The organism is Enterobacter sp. JUb54 (genome assembly GCF_014298075.1).
GTDB classification, from domain to species: Bacteria; Pseudomonadota; Gammaproteobacteria; order Enterobacterales; family Enterobacteriaceae; genus Klebsiella; species Klebsiella lignicola.
In genome coordinates, this window is record NZ_CP060418.1 from 3,588,067 (window position 1) to 3,608,342 (window position 20,276).

The window sequence follows — 20,276 nt, forward strand, 5'->3', positions numbered from 1 at the left end:
AGCTCTTTTTGTGGCAAGTCCGCCAGGTTACCCCTCTCTCAGGGCGATTCTCGATCAATCTCTCTCTCAACATGATCATTCAGCCAACCTTTGTGCAGTCCCTGGTAACCCAGGCAGACCCGGCGCGGATTATCATTGAAATCCAGGATCCAGGGACCCTGCTGCACCTCGGCCACAGCGAACAACACAATGTGCTGACCTCCCTGCGCATACTCCGTCGGGCAGGGTTTAACGTCTGGCTGGATGATCTATATCCGCAGCAACTGCCCGCCTGGCAATCATCAGGAATGGGCTTTGATGCCGTAAAAATCTCGAACACGCTGTTCCACCAGTTCAGAACCGCAGAGCACCAGCTGACGCGACTGATCGCCCGCTATCGCCAGATAGGCCGCCGTGTGGTGATTGAAGGGGTTGAGACCCGGCAAGATTATGCCCTCAGCCTCGAGAGCGGTGCCGATGCGGTACAAGGATTTTTACTTCGCGGCACCATGCCGACGTCCCATCAACACGCGTGATGCATCGCGTATGCGAACCACAACCAACATATTGCAAACGGGGCTGTAAGACGGGGAGGCCGTCACGATAAAAAACCCGCCGAATGGCGGGTTCGCGGTGCTGTCGACGACCAGCAATCAGTTGCCGCCGGCCTTCTTAATCGCCGCTTCCAGCGAGTCTTTATCTGCAAGCCCCGGGAAGACGGTAATGGTGGCTTCGGTCGCGCCGGTTGTCGGCATGACGATCACCCCCGGCGTGCCGCTCAGACCAATCTCCTGGGCCAGCGTGTTGGTGCTCTGCAGCACCGCGTCAACATCCGCCGCTTTTTTAGCGTCGAAATTCACTTTCTTCGCCTGCTGCTGAACATTTGCCGCCGTCAGCTTGCCTTCGTTATGCCCGGTAGCATAAATCCCGTTATGGTAGGTCAGGTAAGCTTCTGCCCCTTTCTGCTGATAAATTTGCAGGCCGGTCTTCGCGGCGGTCAGCGAGGTTTCCCAACGGCTGCCGAAAATAGGCCACTCTTTAAACGCAAAACGGGTCTGCGGATGCGCTTTGATCACCTGCTCCATCACCGGCGCCAGACGGCTGCAGTAGATGCACTGGTAATCAAAGAACTCGATAACGGTGACCTTACCATCCGCCGGGCCATAGGTCGGGGTATTTTTATCCTGGGTCAGCGCAGCCTGGTTTTTCATTACCGCCTGGGTTGCCGCGCTCGCCTGCTGCTCTTGCTGAATTTGCTGCAGCTTCTGGCTGGCCTGTAACAGCACCTCCGGGTGCGCGACTAAATAATCCGCGGCAATTTTGCCAATGCGCGCTTCTTGCTCCGGCGTAAATGTTGCGGCGGGAGCCTCTGCGGCCATTGCCAGAACCGGAAGTAACGTGACGCCAAGCAATGCGCCAGTCAGTATTTTTTTCATGCCAGCCATGAGGGTAATCCTTGCGATGAGTAAAACGGCAGGTGAGCCTAACGGGACAAGGTAACACTCTTTACCGGGGAATCATCGTGACACGATGCATTGATTAGTAACTTTGTTTTTCAATATGACACGATGGCGCAACAGGGGTACGCTTTCCCGTTGAGATCTTTTTTAATGATATGAGTCAGGCATGAATGAGTTAGTTAATCAGTGGGATATCGTCGTCATTTTGCTGCAAATCATCGCAATCGATCTGCTGCTTGGCGGCGACAACGCGGTGGTGATTGCCATGGCGTGTCGTAAGCTGCCGCCGGAACTGCGGACCAAAGCCATTATTATTGGCACCGCCGGCGCCATCGTGGCGCGGGTTTTGCTGCTGGCCATCGCCCTCTACCTGCTCTCACTGCCGTGGCTGAAAATTGTTGGCGCCCTGCTGCTGCTGTGGATCGGCATCAAGCTGGTTGCCAATCAGGAAGAGAATGAAGAGGTCAGCAGCTCAGGCAGCCTGTGGCGGACCGCCGTCACCATAACCGTCGCCGATGTAATCATGTCGCTGGATAACGTGCTGGCCGTCGCCGCCGCCGGTAAAGGCCACCTGCTGCTGGTAGCGCTGGGCGTGCTGATCAGCATCCCGATTATCGTTGCCGGTAGCAAACTGGTGCTGGCTATCCTCAACCGCTTCCCGGTGGTTATCCTGCTGGGCGGCGCGCTGATCGGCTGGATTGCCGGGTCGATGTGGGTGACCGACCCGACCATCGTGCGCCTGTTCCCGCACGCGCCCGACTCACTCTCGCTGATTGCCGGCGCCCTTGGCGCCGCGCTGGTGCTGCTGGAAGGACTGCGCCGCAACTACCGGACCCGCCCGGCCAAATAACCGCCCTGCCCGCGACGCACGCCGTCAACCCGACGGCGTCAAGTTTCCCGCACATTCCTGCTCCGCGCGCCCTCATTTGCCCTAAGCTTAGAGGTGAAAGCTGTGACCACTGCATCAATCCAAATGAGATAACGCCATGGAATTAAAGGACTATTATACTATTCTAGGGGTTAAGCCAACGGACGATCTAAAAACCATCAAGACCGCCTACCGCCGTCTGGCACGCAAATATCACCCCGATGTCAGCAAAGAAACCGATGCCGAAGCGCAATTCAAAGACCTCGCCGAAGCCTGGGAAGTGCTCAAAGATGAACAGCGTCGCGCCGAGTATGACCAGCTCTGGCAGCACCGCAACGATCCGCAGTTTGGTCGTCAGCAGCAGACCCACGAGCAGAGCTACAGCCAGCAGGACTTTGACGATATCTTCTCATCGATGTTTGGCCAGCAGGCGCACCACGCCCGCCGCCAGCATGCCGCGCGCGGCCACGATCTGGAGATTGAAGTCGCGGTCTTCCTCGAAGAGACCCTCGCCGAGCAGACCCGCACCATCAGCTACTCCCTGCCGGTCTATAACGTCTTCGGGATGGTCGAGAGCGAAACCCCGAAAACGCTGAATGTGAAAATCCCCGCCGGGGTCAGCGACGGCCAGCGTATCCGCCTGAAAGGCCAGGGGACGCCGGGGGAAAACGGCGGGCCGAACGGCGATCTGTGGCTGGTTATCCATATTGCTCCGCATCCGCTGTTCGATATTGTCGGTCATAACCTGGAAATCGTCCTGCCGCTGGCGCCGTGGGAAGCCGCGCTGGGTGCGAAGGTCACCATCCCGACGCTCAAAGAGAGCATCCTCCTGACTATCCCGCCGGGCAGCCAGGCGGGGCAACGCCTGCGCATCAAAGGTAAAGGGCTGGCAAGCAAAACGACGACCGGCGATTTATATGCAGTGATAAAAATCGTCATGCCGCCGAAACCGAACGACAAAACCAGCGCACTCTGGCAACAGCTGGCCGATGCAGAGGCTGGCTTCGCGCCGCGTAAAGCATGGGAGAAAGCATAATGACTAAGATGACGGTGACGTTCACCATAAGCGAAGTTTGTCTGCATACCGGCGTGTCTGAGGATGACCTGAGGGAGATCGTCGGCCTGGGCGTGATTGAGCCACGCCAGCCGCAGGCTGAAGCCTGGCTGTTCGATGACAGCGCGGTGGTGATTGTCCATCGCGCGCTGCGCCTGCGTCGGGAGCTGGAGCTGGACTGGCCGGGCATCGCGGTAGCCTTAACGCTACTGGATGAAAACGCCCGCCTGACCCGCGAGAACCGGCTGCTGCAGCAACAGCTGGCCCGCTTTCTGACTCACGGTTAACCCCGTGCAACCGCAACGTCGGGCCAGACGGCCCGACGGTTCTTTAACGATTCCTTTAACGATACCCTTAACGATGAACCCACTCCGGCAACCAGTCGCCGTGGCTGGCAATCAGATCGTCCACCAGAGCATAGATCTCCTCGATCCCCAGCGCCGCCGCAGTGTGCGGATCCATCATCGTCGCATAATAGATATAGTCGCGATTTTCGTTGAGGATCGCCTCGGTCAGCAACGTCTGAACGTTGACGTTGGTCTGCATTAAGGCGGCCAGATGGGCCGGCAGTTTCCCGACTTTGGTGGGCTGAATGCCGTTGGCATCCACCAGGCAGGCCACCTCCACGCAGCAGCCCTGCGGCAGGTTATCGATCAACCCGTCGTTGCGAACGTTGCCGTAAACCACGCTCGGCTCGCCGGTCCAGATCGCGTTCATGATGGTGCTGGCATATTCACGAGACGGCTTAATCTCGATCCGCTCGCTGGATTTATACAGCTCCAGCTCTTTATGCCAGTTCGCCACCTGCTCTACGCAGCGTTTCGGGTACTCATCCAGCGGCACCTGGTAACGGGTAATCAGGTCTTCCCGCCCCGGTTTGATAAACCACGGCGTATATTCAGCGAAGTGCTCAGAGGACTCGGTGACGAAGTAGCCGAGCTTTTTAAACATCTCATAGCGCACGATATTCTGGCAGCGCGAATTCTCGCGATGTTTCGGCGCCCGCCCGTCGGCGCAGGCCTGGAGCATCTCCGGGTACAGGTCAGTGTAGCTGCCGTCCGCCAGCTTTCTCTCCAGCGACAGATAGAACGCCATATGGTTGATCCCCGCGCAGCGATAGCGTAAATCCGCCGGATCGAGGTCAAGGTCGTGCGCCAGCTCTTCCGCCGTTCCCTGTACCGAATGGCACAGCCCCACCTGCTTGATATGCGGGTAACGCGCATACATCGCCCAGGTGTTCATCGCCATCGGATTGACGTAGTTCAGCATGGTGGCCTGCGGGCACACGGCGGTCATGTCGTCGCAAATCTGCCACAGGTGCGGAATGGTGCGTAACGCCCGCATGATCCCCCCAGGCCCGAGGGTATCGGCGATCGTTTGCTCCAGGCCGTGCAGCTTACAGACTTCAAAATCGGTCACGGTACAGGGCTGATAGCCGCCAATCTGGAAGGCCACCACCACAAAATCCGCATCCTGCAGCGCGACCCGCTGGTCACGATGGCAGCTGATTTCACCATCGGCGCCGACGGAATCCATCAGCTTGCGCACCACAATATGCGACTCTTCCAGCCGCGTCGTATCGATATCCATTAACGCGATATGGGCCGATTTCAGCGCCGGGCGCTGAAAAACGTCACCGAGGATATTTTTAACAAAAACCGTTGAACCCGCGCCGATAAAGGTAATTTTTGGGGCAGACATAGAGCGTTCTCCATCATGTCATTGTGTCCATGTAGAGTGACATGCCCGCCGCTCGGCTCGCTGCCCCCTTCCCCACGGAGCATTCCCGAAAACTCAGATCGCCGGTGGGCGCACACAAAATCTGAGTTTATGAGAATAAATTGGCGGAAAAGGAGAGAAAACGGGCCGTTTTCTCCGCTAAGATAGACGCATGTCGGTGCAAAAAAACAGCAACTGTGACGATTCAGGAACCTATTTCTGCATGGAAAAACATCACGATCCGTACATGAGCAGCAGCGACGAGAAAGACACCCGCAGCCCGCTGGCGCTCTACTCCGAATACCAGCGGATGGATATCGAACTGCGCCCGCCGCACGCCATGACCACCAGCCACTGGCACGGCCAGGTTGAGGTCAACGTCCCCTTTGACGGCGATGTCGAATACCTCATCAACAACGAAGCGGTGCAAATTAAACAGGGCTATATCAGCCTGTTCTGGGCCTGTACGCCGCATCAGCTGACGCGCCCCGGCAATTGCCAGCAAATGGCGATCTTCAACCTGCCGATGCACCTGTTTTTGTCGTGGCCGCTCGACCGTGAGCTGATCAATAACGTCACTCACGGGATGGTCATCAAATCGCTCTCTGCCCAGCAGCTCAGCGCCTTTGAGGTGCAGCGCTGGCAGCAGGAGCTGAACAGCGACAACGAACAGATCCGCCAGCTGGCCATCGATGAAATCGCCCTGATGCTTAAGCGCTTTAGCCTTTCCGGCTGGCAGCCGATTCTGGTGAACAAAACCTCACGCACCCACAAGCACAGCGTCTCGCGCCATGCCCAGTTTTACGTCAGCCAGATGCTTGAGTTTATCGCCAGCCACTACGATCAGGCGCTGACCGTCGCCGACGTCGCCGAACACGTCAAACTCAACGCGAACTATGCGATGGGGATTTTTCAGCGGGTGATGCAGCAGACCATGAAGCAGTACATCACCGCGATGCGGATTAACCACGTCCGCGCCCTGCTCAGCGATACCGACAAAACGATTCTCGACATTGCGCTGATCGCCGGGTTTCGCTCCAGCAGCCGCTTCTACAGCACCTTTACCCGCTACGTCGGCATGCCGCCGCAGCAGTACCGCAAACTCAGCCAGCAGCGGCGACAGGGCCTGTAAACCAGCAAAAAAATGCCGCCGGGGAAGCCCACGGCGGCATTTTTAGCAGAGGCTGCGCTTACTCGTTGATACGCGGATGCTGCTGTACCAGACGGGAACGTTTTTCCTGCAGTTCCGCGATTTCCTGGTCGAGATCTTCGATTTTGTGCTCAATATTATCGTGATGCTCGCGCAGGATCTCTTTCGCTTCCTGGATATCCGATGCGGCAGGCGTCGCCCCTTTCAGCGGGCGGTTTGCCGTCTCTTTCATCGTCAGACCGGTCATCAGGCCGATAACCGCAATCACCATCAGATAGTACGCCGGCATCATCAGGTTCTGTGAGGTTTCCACCAGCCAGGCCGCCAGCGTTGGCGTCAGACCCGCCACCAGCACCGAGATGTTAAAGGCACTCGCCAGGGCGCTAAAGCGGATATGGGTCGGGAACATCGCCGGCAGCGATGAGGCCATCACGCCGATAAAGCAGTTAAGCACCACCGCCAGCAACAGCAGACCGGCGAAAATCAGGCTGATCACGTTGCTGTTAATCATGATAAAGGCCGGAATCGACAACACGAACAGCGCGACGCTACCGATAAGAATAAACGGGCGGCGGCCAAAACGGTCGCTGAGCAGGCCGATAATCGGCTGGACGAACAGCATCCCGATCATGATGGCGATAATAATCAGCACCCCATGATCTTCCGAGTAATGCAGGTTATGCGACAGGTAGCTCGGCATGTAGGTGAGCAGCATGTAGTAGGTCACGTTGGTGGAAATCACCAGACCAATACAGGTCAGCAGGCTACGCCAGTGTTTGGTCGCAATCTCTTTGAACGAGACTTTTGGCCCTTCCTGCAATCCTTCACGGTCGCCCTGCTCCAGGGTTTCAACGTGCTGCTGGAACGCCGGGGTCTCTTCCAGCGCATGGCGCAGATAGAGGCCAATCAGCCCTAACGGCAGCGCCAGGAAGAACGGCAAGCGCCAGCCCCACTCGAGGAAGCTCTCTTCACCCACGATGCTGGAGATCAGCACCACCACGCCGGCACCAAGCACAAACCCGGCTATCGAACCGAAGTCCAGCCAGCTGCCCATAAAGCCACGCTTACGGTCAGGTGAGTATTCGGCAACGAAGATCGATGCACCGGTGTACTCTCCGCCAACCGAAAAGCCCTGCGCCATTTTACACAGCAGCAGCAGAATCGGCGCCCAGATACCAATCGAGGCGTAGGACGGAATCAAGCCGATACAGAAGGTACTGATCGACATAATGACAATGGTGATAGCCAGTATTTTTTGTCGACCATATTTATCCCCCAGCATGCCGAAGAACAGGCCACCTAGCGGACGGATTAAGAACGGAACGGAGAATGTCCCAAGCGCGGCAATCATCTGCACGCTGGGGTCGGCATCGGGGAAGAAGACTTTACCTAAAGCATACGCCACAAAACCATACACACCAAAATCAAACCACTCCATCGCATTACCCAGCGATGCTGCGGTGATGGCTTTCTTAAGCTTACCATCGTCAATGATGGTGACATCACGCAACGTGATTGGCTTTATTTTTTTTCTTTTAAGCATATTTTTCCTCTAAAGCTTCGCCGTGAGCGCACAGATCGCCGCCATACGGCAAAGCCGTGGCGTTGTGCGTTGGGAGCGGCGAGTTGCTGTGCTCCTCTTTTCAAGCGTAGCAGGTTTGCCTGCACTGTCTGCTGACAGTCCGTACAACCGAACCTATTGACGCCTGCTCTATGGCATTTATCAATAAATAGCGTTAGTCATAAATTTGCTGAATTTACGAACTCTCCTTTTTTACCCTAACAGCGTTTAAATTTGGGATCAACTTCACGAAAAATTACAGACCGTATAGTTTAGTCGAGAAAAATTAATAGGTTCCATGAACATAACCGCAGAATGGTTTATTTCTGGATAAGCAGGGTGATAGCCAGCGCGCCATATTTCTGGCATAACCGCTGGTTAATTCGGCCATTTCCCTGGTGCTATTATCATAAAAAAAGGCCCGACAAAAGTACGTGAATAGGCTATAATCACCCCCACTTTCGGCTATCAGCCGCTGTTTAAAGGGCCAACGCCCTATTTTCATCAGCCATCACGAGGAACGCCATGCAACTGCCACACTGCCCACAATGCCAATCTGAATACACCTACGAAGATAACGGCATGTTTATCTGCCCGGAATGCGCCCATGAATGGAACAATGCCGAGCCATCTGAAGATAATGACGCACTGGTGGTAAAAGATGCGAACGGCAATTTACTCGCCGATGGCGATAGCATCACCGTGATTAAAGATCTGAAGGTCAAAGGCAGCTCTTCGATGCTGAAAATTGGCACCAAAGTGAAGAATATCCGTCTGGTCGAAGGCGATCATAACATCGACTGCAAAATTGATGGTTTTGGCCCGATGAAGCTGAAATCAGAATTCGTGAAAAAGAATTAATCTTATTCCCTACCCCCAGCGGCGTTATTTCCCTGCGGCGGAAAAAGATGACGGATTAAATTAACGAATATCATAGTGCAGTACCGTCCACTTATTTCCGCTGTAACGCCGTGCCGACACCAGGTTTTTACCGCCTGGCCTGAAGTGCCTGTCTTCCTCTATGCTTAAAGGGTCTTTCGTTATCTGAGGTCATCATCATGCCCCTGAGTCCCTACCTCTCCTACAGTGGCAACTGCGCGGAGGCGATAGCGTTTTACCAGGATGCGCTGGGCGCCGAGCTGGTCCACAAAATTACCTACGGCGAAATGCCGCAGAACAGTCAGGATGCCCAGGACGGCTGCCCTTCCGGCCTGCAAATCTCCCCGGATTGCATCGCCCACGCCAGCCTGCGCGTCGCGGGCAGCGAACTGATGCTCGGCGACAGTCCCGGCGAAGATAGCGGCCGTTATAACGGATTTAACCTGGTGCTCGACACCCAGGACCTGGACGAAGGGAAACGCTGGTTTGACAACCTCGCCGACGGCGGGCGGGTCGAACTGGCCTGGCAGGAAACGTTCTGGGCCCATGGATTTGGCCGGGCCATCGATCGCTTTGGCGTGCCGTGGATGGTCAACGTCGTCAAACAATCTTAACCGCAGTCCACTTCGGGCGGGGTCTCCCGCCCTGTCACTCTGCCGGCACTCACTCTTCATCCATCGGTCATTATGCGTTAACCGAAATGTAACAAAAACGCGTCAGGATCGGGCCACTCTCAGAAGGAAATCCCTTCTTCTGCTCAGTGAGGCTCGATTGACATGCACTTATCCAGACATCCGACCAGTTATCCGACCCGGTATCAGGAAATAGCCGCCAAACTTGAGCAGGAGCTGCGTCACCACTATCGCTGCGGTGACTACCTGCCCGCCGAACAACAGCTGGCGACGCGCTTTGACGTCAACCGCCACACCCTGCGTCGGGCGATCGACCAGCTGGTCGATCGCGGCTGGGTCCAGCGCCGCCAGGGCGTCGGGGTGCTGGTGCTGATGCGCCCTATCGATTACCCGCTCAACGCCCAGGCCCGCTTTAGCCAGAACCTGCTCGAACAGGGCAGCCACCCGACCAGCGAAAAGCTGCTGTCGGTGCTGCGCCCGGCCAGCAGCCACGTCGCCGAGGCCTTTGGCATTCACGAAGGGGATAACGTTATCCACCTGCGCACCCTGCGCCGCGTCAACGGCGTCGCGCTGTGCCTGATCGATCACTACTTCGCCGACCTGCGCTTCTGGCCCGCGCTGCAAACCTTTACCCAGGGTTCGCTGCACGATTTCCTGCACCAGCAGCTGGATGTCGAACTGACCCGCACGCGAACCAAAATCAGCGCCCGCCGCGCCCAGGCCAAAGAGAGCAACATTCTCGGGATCCCCAACATGGCGCCGCTGCTGTGCGTAAGAACTCTCAACCACCGGGCCGGCGAGCAGCAGGCCACGGAGTACTCCGTCAGCCTGACCCGGGCGGACATGATTGAATTCACCATGGAGCACTGAATGCACTTTGATACCGCCACCCGCCAGCGCTGGATGTCCGTGCTGGCCCACAGTGAACCACAAGAACTTGAAGCGCGGATGCAGACCCTCAAGCTGGCGCCGTCGTATGAGCTGATTCGCACGCCGGAAACCGGCCTGGTTCAGCTGCAGGCCCGCATGGGCGGGATCGGCGACCGCTTTTTCGCCGGCGATGCCACCTTAACCCGCGCGGCGGTTCGCCTGGCCGACGGCACCATCGGCTACAGCTGGATCCTGGGGCGCGATCGTCCCCACGCCGAGCGCTGCGCAACCGTCGACGCGCTGATGCAATCGCCCCACCATTTTCACACCCTGATGGAAACCCTGATTACCCCGCTGGAAGCACAACGAAGCGCGCGCATTGAAGCCCGACGCGCCGAAGTCAACGCCAGCCGGGTCGACTTCTTTACTCTGGTTCGCGGAGATAACGCATGACCTTACAAACCGCTTTTACCCTACCGGTGCAGGATGCCCAACACAGTTTTCGTCGTCTGCTGAAAGCCATGAGCGAGCCAGGCGTGATTGTCGCCCTGCAGCAGCTCCAGCACGGCTGGCAGCCCCTGAGCATCGCCTCCACCAGCCTGCTGCTGACCCTGGCGGACCACGACACGCCGGTGTGGTTCTCGTCGGCGCTGCATAACGACCTGGTCGGCCAGAATTTGCGTTTTCATACCGGCGCTCCGCTGGTGGAGCTGCCGCAGCAGGCGGTGTTTGCCGTCACCGACGATCGCATCAGCAGCGAGCAGCTTAACGTCCTCTCCGCCGGCACCGTTGCCGCCCCGGAGACCGGCGTCACCCTGATCGTCCAGCTCGCCAGCCTCAGCGGCGGGCGCATGCTGCGCCTCACCGGCGCCGGTATCGCCGAAGAGCGGATGATCGCCCCGCAGCTGCCGGACTGCATTATTGATGAACTGACCGAACGCCCGCACCCGTTCCCGCTCGGTATTGACCTGATCCTGACCTGCGGTGAGCGGCTGCTGGCGATCCCTCGCACCACCCACGTGGAGGTTTGCTAATGTATGTTGCCGTCAAAGGCGGGGAAAAGGCGATCGTCGCCGCTCACGCCTTACAGGAGCATAAACGCCGGGGCGATGGCGGGCTTACGGAACTGAGCGTTGAGCAGATTGCCGAGCAGTTTCACCTGGCCGTCGACCGCGTGATGACCGAAGGCGGCATCGCCGATCGCGAACTGGCGGCGCTGGCGCTGAAGCAGGCCAGCGGCGACAACGTCGAGGCGATTTTTTTACTGCGTGCCTGGCGCACCACCGTGCCCCGACTGGCGATCGGTGAACCGATCGACACCGCCAGCATGCGCCTGGAGCGGCGTATTTCGGCGGTTTACAAAGACATTCCTGGCGGCCAGATGCTCGGCCCCACCTACGATTACACCCACCGCCTGCTGGATTTCACGCTGCTGGCACAGGGTGAAACGCCGCCGCTACGCACCGCCGCGTCGCCGCAGGGATCCACGCCGCATGTGTTCAACCTGCTGGTGCAGGAGGGGCTGGCAAAAGCAGAGCAGGATAGCCACACCCCGCCGGACGACATCACCCGCAACCCACCGGTCTACCCGGGCTCCCGTTCATCACGCCTGCAGCAGCTGGTACGCGCCGATGAGGGTTATCTGCTGGCGCTGGCCTATTCCACCCAACGCGGCTATGGCCGCAACCACCCCTTTGCCGGTGAGATCCGCAGCGGCTACGTCAGCGTGGAGATCGTGCCGGAAGAGCTGGGTTTTGCCGTCAGCATCGGCGAATTGCTGATGACCGAGTGTGAAATGGTCAACGGCTTTGTCGCCCCTGAGCAGGAGCCACCGCACTTTACCCGCGGCTACGGCCTGACCTTCGGCATGAGCGAACGTAAAGCGATGGCGATGGCGCTGGTAGACCGCGCGCTGCAGGCGCCGGACTACGGCGAGGAGATTGCCGGCCCGGCGCAGGATGAAGAGTTTGTCCTCGCCCATGCGGATAACGTCGAGGCGGCCGGTTTTGTCTCGCATCTCAAGCTGCCCCACTATGTCGATTTCCAGGCCGAACTGGCGCTGCTGAAACGCCTGCAACGGGAGAATGAACGTGGCTAATTCCCTCACTGGCTACAACTTTGCTTATCTTGATGAGCAGACCAAGCGCATGATCCGCCGGGCGATCCTCAAAGCGGTGGCGATCCCTGGCTACCAGGTCCCGTTCGGCGGTCGTGAAATGCCGATGCCCTACGGCTGGGGAACCGGCGGGATCCAGCTGACCGCCAGCGTTATCGGCGAGCATGACGTCCTGAAGGTGATCGATCAGGGCGCCGACGACACCACCAACGCGGTGTCGATTCGCCAGTTCTTTCAGCGCGTCACCGGCGTTGCCACCACCGAGGCGACCTGCGATGCCACGCTGATCCAGACCCGCCACCGGATCCCGGAGACGCCGCTAACCGAAGATCAGATCCTGATCTTCCAGGTGCCGATCCCCGAGCCATTACGCTTTATCGAGCCGCGCGAAACCGAAACCCGCACCATGCATGCGTTAGAAGAATACGGCGTGATGCAGGTGAAGCTGTATGAAGATATTGCCCGTTTCGGCCACATCGCCACCACCTACGCCTACCCGGTCAAGGTGAACGGCCGCTACGTGATGGACCCGTCGCCCATTCCAAAATTCGATAACCCGAAGATGCACATGATGCCCGCGCTGCAGCTGTTTGGTGCCGGGCGCGAAAAGCGCATCTACGCGGTGCCGCCGTATACCCCGGTGGAAAGTCTCGATTTCGACGACCACCCGTTTACCGTGCAGGAGTGGGATGAGCCCTGCGCCATCTGCGGCTCCCGCCACAGCTATCTTGATGAAGTGGTGCTGGATGACAGTGGCAAACGGATGTTTGTCTGCTCCGATACCGACTATTGCCGCCAACAGAGCGAGGCGCTGAACAAATGAGCCATCCGTTACTCGCGGTCAATCAACTGACCCATCTCTATGCGCCGGGCAAGGGCTTCAGCGACGTCTCTTTCGAGCTATGGCCCGGCGAAGTGCTGGGCATCGTCGGCGAATCCGGCTCAGGGAAAACTACCCTGCTGAAAGCTATCTCCGCACGACTGGCGCCGCAGCAGGGCGAAGTGCGCTACGACAACCGCTCGCTGTATGGCATGAGCGAAGCGGAACGTCGGCATCTGCTGCGCACCGAGTGGGGCGTGGTGCATCAACATCCGATGGATGGCCTGCGCCGTCAGGTGTCGGCAGGAGGCAACATCGGCGAGCGTCTGATGGCGACCGGCGCGCGCCACTACGGCAGTATTCGCGCGACCGCCGAACAGTGGCTGAATGATGTGGAAATTCCGCCGTCGCGCATCGATGACCTGCCCACCACGTTTTCCGGCGGGATGCAGCAGCGCCTGCAAATTGCCCGCAACCTCGTCTCCCAACCAAAGCTGGTGTTTATGGATGAGCCAACCGGCGGTCTGGACGTGTCGGTACAGGCACGTCTGCTCGACCTGCTGCGCGGTCTGGTGGTGGAGCTGAACCTGGCGGTGGTGATTGTCACCCACGATCTGGGCGTCGCGCGCCTGCTGGCCAACCGACTGCTGGTCATGAAGCAGGGTCAGGTGGTGGAAAGTGGGCTAACCGACCGGGTGCTGGACGACCCGCATCACCCCTATACCCAACTGCTGGTGTCATCAGTGTTGCAGAACTAACCCCCGGCGTCATGCCGCCGGGAAGGCACAAATGCAAAAGAGGCAAAAAATGAACGCGATCCGCGTCGAAAATGTACACAAAACCTTTGTTCTGCATCAGCAGCATGGCATTCGTCTGCCGGTCCTTGCCGACGCCTCTTTAACCGTCGACGCCGGAGAATGCGTGGTGCTGCACGGGCATTCCGGCAGCGGAAAATCCACCCTGCTGCGTTCGCTCTATGCCAATTACCTCCCGGATACCGGCCATATCCACATCCGCCACGGCGACGAATGGGTGGATCTGGTCAGCGCCTCACCACGTAAGGTGCTGGAAGTCCGCAAGCGCACCATCGGCTGGGTCAGCCAGTTTCTGCGGGTGATCCCGCGCATTTCGGCCCTCGACGTGGTGATGCAGCCGCTGCTCGACCTCGGCGTTGCGCGCGATACCTGCGCCTCCCGGGCCGCCAGCCTGCTGACGCGCCTGAACGTCCCGGAACATCTGTGGCATCTGGCGCCATCGACCTTTTCCGGCGGTGAACAGCAGCGCGTCAATATCGCCCGTGGTTTCGCGGTGGATTACCCGATTTTGCTCCTTGATGAACCCACCGCCTCGCTGGACGCCAAAAACAGCGCCGCGGTGGTGGCGTTAATTCACGAAGCCAAAGCGCGCGGCGCGGCTATCGTCGGCATTTTCCATGATGAAACGGTGCGCAACCAGGTCGCTGACCGGCTGCATCCGATGGGAATCACAGCATGATTATCAACAATGTAAAACTGGTGCTCGAAGATGAGGTGGTGCAGGGTTCTCTGGAGGTTCAGGACGGCACGATTTACGCCTTCGCAGAGAGCCAAAGCCAGCTGCCACAAGCGCTCGACGGCGAAGGCGGCTGGCTGCTGCCCGGCCTGATTGAACTGCATACCGATAATCTGGATAAATTCTTCACCCCGCGACCGAAGGTCGACTGGCCGGCCCACTCGGCGATGAGCAGCCACGATGCGCTGATGGTCGCCAGCGGGATCACCACCGTGCTGGACGCGGTGGCCATCGGCGACGTGCGTGACGGCGGCGATCGGCTGGAAAATCTGGAAAAGATGATCAACGCCATCGAAGAGACGCAGAAGCGCGGGATCAACCGCGCCGAGCACCGTCTGCATCTGCGCTGCGAGCTGCCGCACCACACCACCCTGCCGTTGTTTGAGAAACTGGTGGGCCGCGAGCCGGTGAGCATGGTCTCGCTGATGGATCACTCGCCGGGACAGCGCCAGTACGCCGACCGCAGCAAGTACCGTGACTACTATCAGGGCAAATATCATCTGACCAACGAAGAGATGGACCGCTTCGAAGAGGAGCAGATGGCGCTGGCGGCAACCTGGTCACAGCCGAACCGTCAGACCATTGCCGCGATCTGCCGCGAGCGTAACATCGCCCTCGCGAGCCACGATGATGCCACCCCGGAACATGTGCTGGAATCGCATCAACTTGGCAGCGTGATCGCCGAATTTCCCACGACTTTAGCCGCCGCTTCCGCATCGCGTCATCACGGCATGAACGTGCTGATGGGCGCCCCCAATATCGTGCGCGGCGGTTCGCACTCCGGCAACGTCGCCGCCCACGCCCTGGCGGCCGACAACCTGCTCGATATTCTGTCGTCGGACTACTACCCCGCCAGCCTGCTGGATGCGGCATTCCGCATCGCCGATGACGAGCGCAACAGCTTCACCCTGCCGCAGGCCATCCGGCTGGTCAGCGCCAACCCTGCCAGGGCCCTGGGACTACGCGACCGCGGCGTGATTGCGGAAGGCAAACGGGCCGACATGGTGCTGGCGCACCGGCGCGGCGATCACGTCCATATTGACCACGTCTGGCGTCAAGGAAAGAGGGTCTTCTGATGACGGGAAAATTGATCTGGCTGATGGGAGCCTCCGGCTCCGGAAAAGACAGTCTGCTGGCCGCGTTACGCCAGCGCGAACATCCCCAGTTGCTGGTAGCGCACCGCTATATCACGCGCCCGTTCAACGCCGGCAGTGAAAACCATATCGCCCTCAGCAAGTCAGAGTTTTTTAACCGCGCCGAGCGCCAGCTTTTTGCCCTCAGCTGGCATGCCAACAACAATTATTACGGGGTGGGTATCGAGATAGATCTGTGGCTGCATGCCGGTTTTGACGTGGTGGCGAACGGCTCCCGCGCCCATCTGCCGCAGGCGCGGGCGCGCTACGCCGACGCCCTGCTGCCCATTTGTCTGCAGGTCACGCCGGAGGTGCTGCGCCAGCGTCTGGAGCAGCGCGGACGGGAGTGCGAGAGCGACATCGCCCAACGGCTGGAGCGCGCGGCGCGCTATACCCCCACCGACTGCCTGACCCTCAACAACAACGGCAGCCTGGGGCAATCGGTCGAGCAGTTCTTCACGCTGTTGCGTCGCCAGTATGCCCAACAAGAGGATCAGTATGCCTGCCAGTGAACTCCGCGAAGGGTATACCCACAGCCACCTGCGTTTTAAAAAAACGCGGTGAGGAGGGGCCATGAGCCTGACTATCCGCTTAACCGGCACCGGCGGCGCGCAGCTGGTCCCGGTCTTCGGCTGCCACTGCGCGGCCTGCCAGCGCGCACGTGACCATGACGCCCATCGCCGCCGCCCCTGTAGCGCGGTGGTGAAGTTCAATGAGGCCGTCACCCTGCTGGATGCCGGGCTACCCGACCTGATGGAGCAGTGGCCCGCCGGCCAGTTTCAGCAGTTTTTACTGACCCATTACCATATGGACCATGTACAGGGACTCTTTCCGCTGCGCTGGGGCGTAGGAGCGACCATTCCGGTGTTTGGCCCACCGGACACCGTGGGCTGCGACGACCTGTTTACCCATCCCGGTCTGCTGGATTTCAGCCATACCGTCGAGCCGTTTGTGGTGTTTGAATTGCAGGGATTGCGGGTCACGCCGCTGCCGCTGAACCACTCGAAGCTGACGTTCGGTTATCTGCTGGAATCAGCCCACAGCCGGGTGGCCTGGCTGTCGGATACCGCCGGACTGCCGGACAAGACCCTCAAGTTTCTGCTGAACAACCAGCCGCAGGTGATCGTTATCGACTGCAGCCACGAACCACGTCCGCAGACCCCGCGTAACCATTGCGATTTGAATACGGTGCGGGCTCTCAACCTGGTGATTGGCTGCCCGCGGGTCATTCTTACCCATATCAGCCACCAGTTTGATCTGTGGATGATGGAGAACGCGCTACCGTCGGGGTTCGAAGCGGGTTACGACGGCATGGAGATCGTGCTGGATTAAGCCCGGCCCTGGCATCAGGAGATCATCAATAGTCGTCTTCCAGCCGGCGTCGATCGCTCTCTAACTGGCGACGATCCTGATCCAACTGCCGCTGACGATCGTCAAGCTGACGCCGGCGATCGTCGAGCTGGCGCTGCCGGTCGTCATACTGCCGCTGGCGATCGCTGCTTTGCTGTCGGCTGTCCTGGTAGCGCCCGTCATCATAACGATCGTCGCGATCGTCATCGTCGTCCGCGCGGCTGCTGCTGGGGTTGTAAGCATCATTAATCGCCTGCTGAATATTGCCGATGGCGTCGTCGATAATATCGGCGCGCGCCAGCGGACTGTTCAGCACCAGGGTGCAGAAGATCAAAGCGGTAGCGTAACGTGGTTTCATAGGGCCAGTCTCTTCGGGGGGCTGGCCCTACGTTAATCAACGGCCCTCACGGCGAGTAGCGGAGGAATCTCAAATCCGCTGCTGTTCTATCGCGCCGATGGCATCAATCCGCCCCTGATGGCGACCGCCCTCGAATTCGGCAGCCAGCCAGGCATCGACGATCATTTTTGCCAACTCAAGGCCGATTACCCGGGCGCCAAAGGCCAGAATATTGGTGTCATTATGCTGGCGTGAAAGCTGCGCAGAATAAGGTTCACTACAGACAACCGCTCGAATACCAGGGTGCTTGTTGGCAGCGATAGAAATACCCACGCCGGTGCCGCAGATCAGGATCCCGCCGTCAACCTCACCGGCGGCAACTGCCTGCGCGACTGCGCTGGCGTAACGCGGATAATCGGTGCGTTCCGTGGACCATGCGCCTTTATCTACCACCTCAATACCGCGCTGACACAGGTGCATCAGAATATCGTCTTTCAGGATAAACCCGACATGATCGCAGCCAATTGCAATCCTTTTCATACTTAGCCTCGCCTGTAGTTAACTTTACGAACTTAGGTTTCCTTGTGATTTAAACGGCACTCTTTGCCGATTTAAACATCAAATCTACCATGATGTGCGCTTGTTCTACACGGCGACATTTCACAAATCAAGTGTGAAAAACCATTTATACCAAATACCTGTTATTTTTATAATGCTAATTAATTCAATGCAACATTTTGATTTTAATGAATTTAAATTAAAAACACATTACCTAAGCGATCAAGAAAACTTCACAAAATACATAACTTTATAAAAATACATTTTTTGTGAAGTTGATTGTATCTTTTCCGATTCGCCTGTGGTGATATAGTGACGTCTTCATTTTATGGACATAGAGAAAGCGATGAATCAGTCAGAACCCAGTTCGCTCCCCAACGGTATCGGCCTTGCGCCCTGGCTACGTATGAAGCAGGAAGGCATGACCGAAAACGAAAGCCGCATCGTCGAATGGGTACTTACTCCCGGCAATCTCAGCGATGCACCGGCAATCAAAGACGTCGCGGAAGCGCTATCCGTATCCGAGGCCATGATCGTCAAGGTTTCCAAGCTGTTGGGTTTTAGCGGTTTTCGTAATCTGCGCAGCGCGCTGGAGGACTATTTTTCGCAGTCAGAGCAGGTGCTTCCGGCTGAGCTTTCCTTTGATGAGGCACCGCAGGATGTGGTGAATAAGGTGTTTAACATCACCCTACGCACCATTATGGAAGGTCAGTCGATCGTCAACGTTGACGAAATTCACCGCGCGGCGCGCTTCTTTGCCCAGGCTAACCAACGCGACCTGTACGGTGCGGGCGGATCTAACGCCATTTGTGCTGACGTGCAGCACAAGTTTTTACGCATCGGCGTGCGCTGCCAGACTTATCCAGACGCGCATATCATGATGATGTCCGCCTCATTGCTGAAAGAAGGGGACGTAGTGCTGGTTGTGTCGCACTCGGGGCGCACCAGCGATATTAAATCGGCAGTAGAATTGGCTAAAAAGAACGGGGCCAAAATTATCTGCATCACCCACAGCTATCATTCACCGATTGCTAAATTAGCTGATTTTATTATTTGTTCGCCAGCACCAGAGACGCCTTTATTAGGGCGAAACGCCTCCGCGCGTATATTACAACTAACGTTATTAGATGCTTTTTTTGTTTCCGTTGCACAACTCGATATTGAACAAGCGAATTTAAACATGCAAAAAACGGGCGCGATTGTTAATTTATTTTCACCCGGCGCGCTTAAGTAAATAAAAAACCGATCCCACACTAGTGGGATCAATATAACTGTATCCTACATCGAGAATACTGCCATGAATAAATATCTGAAAATTTTCAGCGGCACGCTCATGGGCGTAATGTTATCCACCAGCGCCTTTGCCGCCGCCGATTACGCTGTCGTATTGAAAACCTTATCGAACCCATTTTGGGTTGATATGAAAAAAGGCATTGAAGATGAAGCTAAAGCGTTGGGCGTCAGCGTCGATATTTTTGCTTCCCCTTCTGAAGGCGATTTTCAGTCGCAGCTGCAGCTGTTTGAAGATCTGAGCAACAAAAACTACAAAGGTATCGCCTTTGCACCGCTCTCCTCCGTAAACCTGGTAATGCCGGTGGCTAAAGCATGGAAAAAGGGCATCTATCTGGTCAACCTCGATGAAAAAATCGATATGGATAACCTGAAGAAGGCCGGCGGCAACGTGGAAGGCTTTGTGACTACCGATAACGTGGCGGTAGGGGCAAAAGGGGCGGAGTTTATCGTTGACAGGCTGGGCGCTGAAGGTGGTGAAGTCGCTATTATTGAAGGCAAAGCCGGTAACGCCTCCGGCGAAGCTCGCCGCAACGGCGCTAGCGAAGCCTTCAAAAAAGCAAGCCAGATCAAGCTGGTTGCTAGTCAGCCAGCCGACTGGGACCGTATCAAAGCACTGGACGTTGCCACTAACGTGCTGCAGCGTAACCCAAACGTCAAAGCGATTTACTGCGCTAACGACACGATGGCAATGGGCGTTGCCCAGGCCGTCGCCAATGCCGGCAAAACCGGCAAAATTCTGGTTGTCGGTACCGACGGTATTCCTGAGGCACGCAAAATGGTCGAAGCCGGACAGATGACCGCCACTATCGCGCAGAACCCAGCGGATATTGGTGCAACCGGTCTGAAGCTAATGGTTGATGCAGAGAAGAGCGGCAAAGTCATCGCGCTGGATAAAACCCCGGAATTTAAGCTGGTGGATTCCATTCTGGTGACGAAATAATTCAGG

The 20,276-nt window shown here is 57.6% G+C and carries 24 protein-coding genes; 19 read left to right on the forward strand and 5 right to left on the reverse strand.

Annotated features, from left to right (window positions below; all coding sequences use genetic code 11):
- Positions 1-8: 8 nt before the first annotated feature.
- Complete coding sequence (locus HF679_RS16535) at positions 9-515, forward strand: EAL domain-containing protein (protein WP_261802947.1); 507 nt, start codon at positions 9-11, stop codon at positions 513-515.
- Positions 516-632: 117 nt separating this feature from the next.
- Here HF679_RS16535 and HF679_RS16540 read toward each other — a convergent pair whose 3' ends face one another.
- Positions 633-1,424: a DsbA family protein gene (locus HF679_RS16540; RefSeq protein WP_187042235.1), complete on the reverse strand. Its 792-nt coding sequence runs from the start codon at positions 1,422-1,424 to the stop codon at positions 633-635.
- A 181-nt stretch (positions 1,425-1,605) separates the two neighbouring features.
- Between HF679_RS16540 and HF679_RS16545 the strand changes: the two genes are divergently transcribed.
- From HF679_RS16545 to cbpM, 3 genes are all read left to right on the forward strand, one after another.
- Positions 1,606-2,289 carry a TerC family protein gene (locus tag HF679_RS16545; RefSeq protein WP_123757805.1) on the forward strand — a complete coding sequence of 228 codons (684 nt, stop codon included), beginning with the start codon at positions 1,606-1,608 and terminating at the stop codon, positions 2,287-2,289.
- Between the two features lie 136 nt (positions 2,290-2,425).
- A complete protein-coding gene (cbpA, locus tag HF679_RS16550; RefSeq protein ID WP_123757804.1) occupies positions 2,426-3,343 on the forward strand; it encodes a curved DNA-binding protein in 918 nt (305 codons plus the stop codon).
- Positions 3,343-3,648 (forward strand): chaperone modulator CbpM, encoded by a 306-nt coding sequence (gene cbpM / locus HF679_RS16555; protein ID WP_123757803.1) that lies wholly within the window; start codon positions 3,343-3,345, stop codon positions 3,646-3,648. Before cbpA ends, cbpM begins: the two co-directional genes overlap by 1 nt.
- Positions 3,649-3,715: 67 nt before the next feature.
- Here the strand turns inward: cbpM and HF679_RS16560 are convergent, their stop codons facing one another.
- Positions 3,716-5,062 carry an alpha-glucosidase/alpha-galactosidase gene (locus HF679_RS16560; protein WP_187042236.1) on the reverse strand — a complete coding sequence of 449 codons (1,347 nt, stop codon included), beginning with the start codon at positions 5,060-5,062 and terminating at the stop codon, positions 3,716-3,718.
- Between the two features lie 241 nt (positions 5,063-5,303).
- Between HF679_RS16560 and melR the strand changes: the two genes are divergently transcribed.
- A complete protein-coding gene (gene melR / locus HF679_RS16565) occupies positions 5,304-6,212 on the forward strand; it encodes a transcriptional regulator MelR (protein ID WP_123757977.1) in 909 nt (302 codons plus the stop codon).
- A gap of 58 nt (positions 6,213-6,270) precedes the next feature.
- Here melR and proP read toward each other — a convergent pair whose 3' ends face one another.
- Positions 6,271-7,773, reverse strand: a complete 1,503-nt coding sequence (proP, locus tag HF679_RS16570) for a glycine betaine/L-proline transporter ProP (protein WP_123757801.1) — start codon at positions 7,771-7,773, stop codon at positions 6,271-6,273.
- A 543-nt stretch (positions 7,774-8,316) separates the two neighbouring features.
- Between proP and HF679_RS16575 the strand changes: the two genes are divergently transcribed.
- From HF679_RS16575 to phnP, 12 genes are all read left to right on the forward strand, one after another.
- Positions 8,317-8,652 carry a zinc ribbon domain-containing protein YjdM gene (locus HF679_RS16575; RefSeq protein WP_123757800.1) on the forward strand — a complete coding sequence of 112 codons (336 nt, stop codon included), beginning with the start codon at positions 8,317-8,319 and terminating at the stop codon, positions 8,650-8,652.
- Positions 8,653-8,849: 197 nt separating this feature from the next.
- Positions 8,850-9,284, forward strand: a complete 435-nt coding sequence (gene yjdN / locus HF679_RS16580) for a VOC family metalloprotein YjdN (protein ID WP_187042237.1) — start codon at positions 8,850-8,852, stop codon at positions 9,282-9,284.
- A 162-nt stretch (positions 9,285-9,446) separates the two neighbouring features.
- The gene (phnF, locus tag HF679_RS16585) at positions 9,447-10,172 is read left to right on the forward strand and encodes a phosphonate metabolism transcriptional regulator PhnF (protein WP_123757798.1); all 726 of its coding nucleotides are present in this window, start codon (positions 9,447-9,449) and stop codon (positions 10,170-10,172) included.
- Positions 10,173-10,625 carry a phosphonate C-P lyase system protein PhnG gene (phnG, locus tag HF679_RS16590; protein WP_123757797.1) on the forward strand — a complete coding sequence of 151 codons (453 nt, stop codon included), beginning with the start codon at positions 10,173-10,175 and terminating at the stop codon, positions 10,623-10,625.
- On the forward strand, positions 10,622-11,206 hold the full coding sequence (phnH, locus tag HF679_RS16595; RefSeq protein ID WP_123757796.1) for a phosphonate C-P lyase system protein PhnH: 585 nt from the start codon (positions 10,622-10,624) through the stop codon (positions 11,204-11,206). The genes phnG and phnH overlap by 4 nt, the downstream gene beginning before the upstream one ends.
- Positions 11,206-12,270, forward strand: coding sequence for a carbon-phosphorus lyase complex subunit PhnI (locus tag HF679_RS16600; protein WP_123757795.1), 1,065 nt, complete (start codon positions 11,206-11,208; stop codon positions 12,268-12,270). Before phnH ends, HF679_RS16600 begins: the two co-directional genes overlap by 1 nt.
- Entirely contained in the window at positions 12,263-13,111 is an 849-nt protein-coding gene (locus HF679_RS16605) for an alpha-D-ribose 1-methylphosphonate 5-phosphate C-P-lyase PhnJ (RefSeq protein ID WP_123757976.1), read from the forward strand. The genes HF679_RS16600 and HF679_RS16605 overlap by 8 nt, the downstream gene beginning before the upstream one ends.
- Positions 13,108-13,866, forward strand: coding sequence for a phosphonate C-P lyase system protein PhnK (gene phnK / locus HF679_RS16610; RefSeq protein WP_123757794.1), 759 nt, complete (start codon positions 13,108-13,110; stop codon positions 13,864-13,866). The genes HF679_RS16605 and phnK overlap by 4 nt, the downstream gene beginning before the upstream one ends.
- Positions 13,867-13,915: 49 nt before the next feature.
- Complete coding sequence (gene phnL, locus HF679_RS16615) at positions 13,916-14,602, forward strand: phosphonate C-P lyase system protein PhnL (protein ID WP_123757793.1); 687 nt, start codon at positions 13,916-13,918, stop codon at positions 14,600-14,602.
- The gene (gene phnM / locus HF679_RS16620; RefSeq protein ID WP_123757792.1) at positions 14,599-15,735 is read left to right on the forward strand and encodes an alpha-D-ribose 1-methylphosphonate 5-triphosphate diphosphatase; all 1,137 of its coding nucleotides are present in this window, start codon (positions 14,599-14,601) and stop codon (positions 15,733-15,735) included. Before phnL ends, phnM begins: the two co-directional genes overlap by 4 nt.
- Positions 15,735-16,304 (forward strand): ribose 1,5-bisphosphokinase, encoded by a 570-nt coding sequence (gene phnN / locus HF679_RS16625; protein ID WP_123757791.1) that lies wholly within the window; start codon positions 15,735-15,737, stop codon positions 16,302-16,304. Before phnM ends, phnN begins: the two co-directional genes overlap by 1 nt.
- Positions 16,305-16,365: 61 nt before the next feature.
- Positions 16,366-17,124 carry a phosphonate metabolism protein PhnP gene (phnP, locus tag HF679_RS16630; protein WP_154145277.1) on the forward strand — a complete coding sequence of 253 codons (759 nt, stop codon included), beginning with the start codon at positions 16,366-16,368 and terminating at the stop codon, positions 17,122-17,124.
- Positions 17,125-17,149: 25 nt separating this feature from the next.
- On the opposite strand, the gene yjdP is transcribed toward phnP, so the two are convergent.
- Together yjdP and rpiB are read right to left on the reverse strand one after the other, a co-directional pair.
- Positions 17,150-17,500 carry a DDRRRQL repeat protein YjdP gene (gene yjdP, locus HF679_RS16635; protein WP_123757789.1) on the reverse strand — a complete coding sequence of 117 codons (351 nt, stop codon included), beginning with the start codon at positions 17,498-17,500 and terminating at the stop codon, positions 17,150-17,152.
- A gap of 69 nt (positions 17,501-17,569) precedes the next feature.
- The gene (gene rpiB, locus HF679_RS16640) at positions 17,570-18,019 is read right to left on the reverse strand and encodes a bifunctional allose-6-phosphate isomerase/ribose-5-phosphate isomerase RpiB (RefSeq protein ID WP_123757788.1); all 450 of its coding nucleotides are present in this window, start codon (positions 18,017-18,019) and stop codon (positions 17,570-17,572) included.
- A gap of 364 nt (positions 18,020-18,383) precedes the next feature.
- On the opposite strand from rpiB, the gene alsR reads away from it, so the two are divergent.
- Positions 18,384-19,271 (forward strand): D-allose utilization transcriptional regulator AlsR, encoded by an 888-nt coding sequence (gene alsR / locus HF679_RS16645; RefSeq protein ID WP_123757787.1) that lies wholly within the window; start codon positions 18,384-18,386, stop codon positions 19,269-19,271.
- Positions 19,272-19,334: 63 nt separating this feature from the next.
- Positions 19,335-20,270: a D-allose transporter substrate-binding protein gene (gene alsB / locus HF679_RS16650; protein WP_123757786.1), complete on the forward strand. Its 936-nt coding sequence runs from the start codon at positions 19,335-19,337 to the stop codon at positions 20,268-20,270.
- Positions 20,271-20,276: the final 6 nt, after the last annotated feature.

What these genes read in the sequence shown, in the direction of transcription:
- yjdP (WP_123757789.1), bottom strand. Translation starts at nt 17,500, where the DNA reads ATGAAACCACGTTACGCTACCGCTTTGATCTTCTGCACCCTGGTGCTG.
- phnF (WP_123757798.1), top strand. Translation starts at nt 9,447, where the DNA reads ATGCACTTATCCAGACATCCGACCAGTTATCCGACCCGGTATCAGGAA.
- HF679_RS16600 (WP_123757795.1), top strand. Translation starts at nt 11,206, where the DNA reads ATGTATGTTGCCGTCAAAGGCGGGGAAAAGGCGATCGTCGCCGCTCAC.
- yjdN (WP_187042237.1), top strand. Translation starts at nt 8,850, where the DNA reads ATGCCCCTGAGTCCCTACCTCTCCTACAGTGGCAACTGCGCGGAGGCG.
- alsB (WP_123757786.1), top strand. Translation starts at nt 19,335, where the DNA reads ATGAATAAATATCTGAAAATTTTCAGCGGCACGCTCATGGGCGTAATG.
- phnN (WP_123757791.1), top strand. Translation starts at nt 15,735, where the DNA reads ATGACGGGAAAATTGATCTGGCTGATGGGAGCCTCCGGCTCCGGAAAA.
- melR (WP_123757977.1), top strand. Translation starts at nt 5,304, where the DNA reads ATGGAAAAACATCACGATCCGTACATGAGCAGCAGCGACGAGAAAGAC.
- alsR (WP_123757787.1), top strand. Translation starts at nt 18,384, where the DNA reads ATGAATCAGTCAGAACCCAGTTCGCTCCCCAACGGTATCGGCCTTGCG.
- phnG (WP_123757797.1), top strand. Translation starts at nt 10,173, where the DNA reads ATGCACTTTGATACCGCCACCCGCCAGCGCTGGATGTCCGTGCTGGCC.
- HF679_RS16540 (WP_187042235.1), bottom strand. Translation starts at nt 1,424, where the DNA reads ATGGCTGGCATGAAAAAAATACTGACTGGCGCATTGCTTGGCGTCACG.
- phnL (WP_123757793.1), top strand. Translation starts at nt 13,916, where the DNA reads ATGAACGCGATCCGCGTCGAAAATGTACACAAAACCTTTGTTCTGCAT.
- phnH (WP_123757796.1), top strand. Translation starts at nt 10,622, where the DNA reads ATGACCTTACAAACCGCTTTTACCCTACCGGTGCAGGATGCCCAACAC.
- cbpA (WP_123757804.1), top strand. Translation starts at nt 2,426, where the DNA reads ATGGAATTAAAGGACTATTATACTATTCTAGGGGTTAAGCCAACGGAC.
- HF679_RS16575 (WP_123757800.1), top strand. Translation starts at nt 8,317, where the DNA reads ATGCAACTGCCACACTGCCCACAATGCCAATCTGAATACACCTACGAA.
- HF679_RS16560 (WP_187042236.1), bottom strand. Translation starts at nt 5,062, where the DNA reads ATGTCTGCCCCAAAAATTACCTTTATCGGCGCGGGTTCAACGGTTTTT.
- cbpM (WP_123757803.1), top strand. Translation starts at nt 3,343, where the DNA reads ATGACTAAGATGACGGTGACGTTCACCATAAGCGAAGTTTGTCTGCAT.
- phnP (WP_154145277.1), top strand. Translation starts at nt 16,366, where the DNA reads ATGAGCCTGACTATCCGCTTAACCGGCACCGGCGGCGCGCAGCTGGTC.
- phnK (WP_123757794.1), top strand. Translation starts at nt 13,108, where the DNA reads ATGAGCCATCCGTTACTCGCGGTCAATCAACTGACCCATCTCTATGCG.
- proP (WP_123757801.1), bottom strand. Translation starts at nt 7,773, where the DNA reads ATGCTTAAAAGAAAAAAAATAAAGCCAATCACGTTGCGTGATGTCACC.
- HF679_RS16545 (WP_123757805.1), top strand. Translation starts at nt 1,606, where the DNA reads ATGAATGAGTTAGTTAATCAGTGGGATATCGTCGTCATTTTGCTGCAA.
- rpiB (WP_123757788.1), bottom strand. Translation starts at nt 18,019, where the DNA reads ATGAAAAGGATTGCAATTGGCTGCGATCATGTCGGGTTTATCCTGAAA.
- phnM (WP_123757792.1), top strand. Translation starts at nt 14,599, where the DNA reads ATGATTATCAACAATGTAAAACTGGTGCTCGAAGATGAGGTGGTGCAG.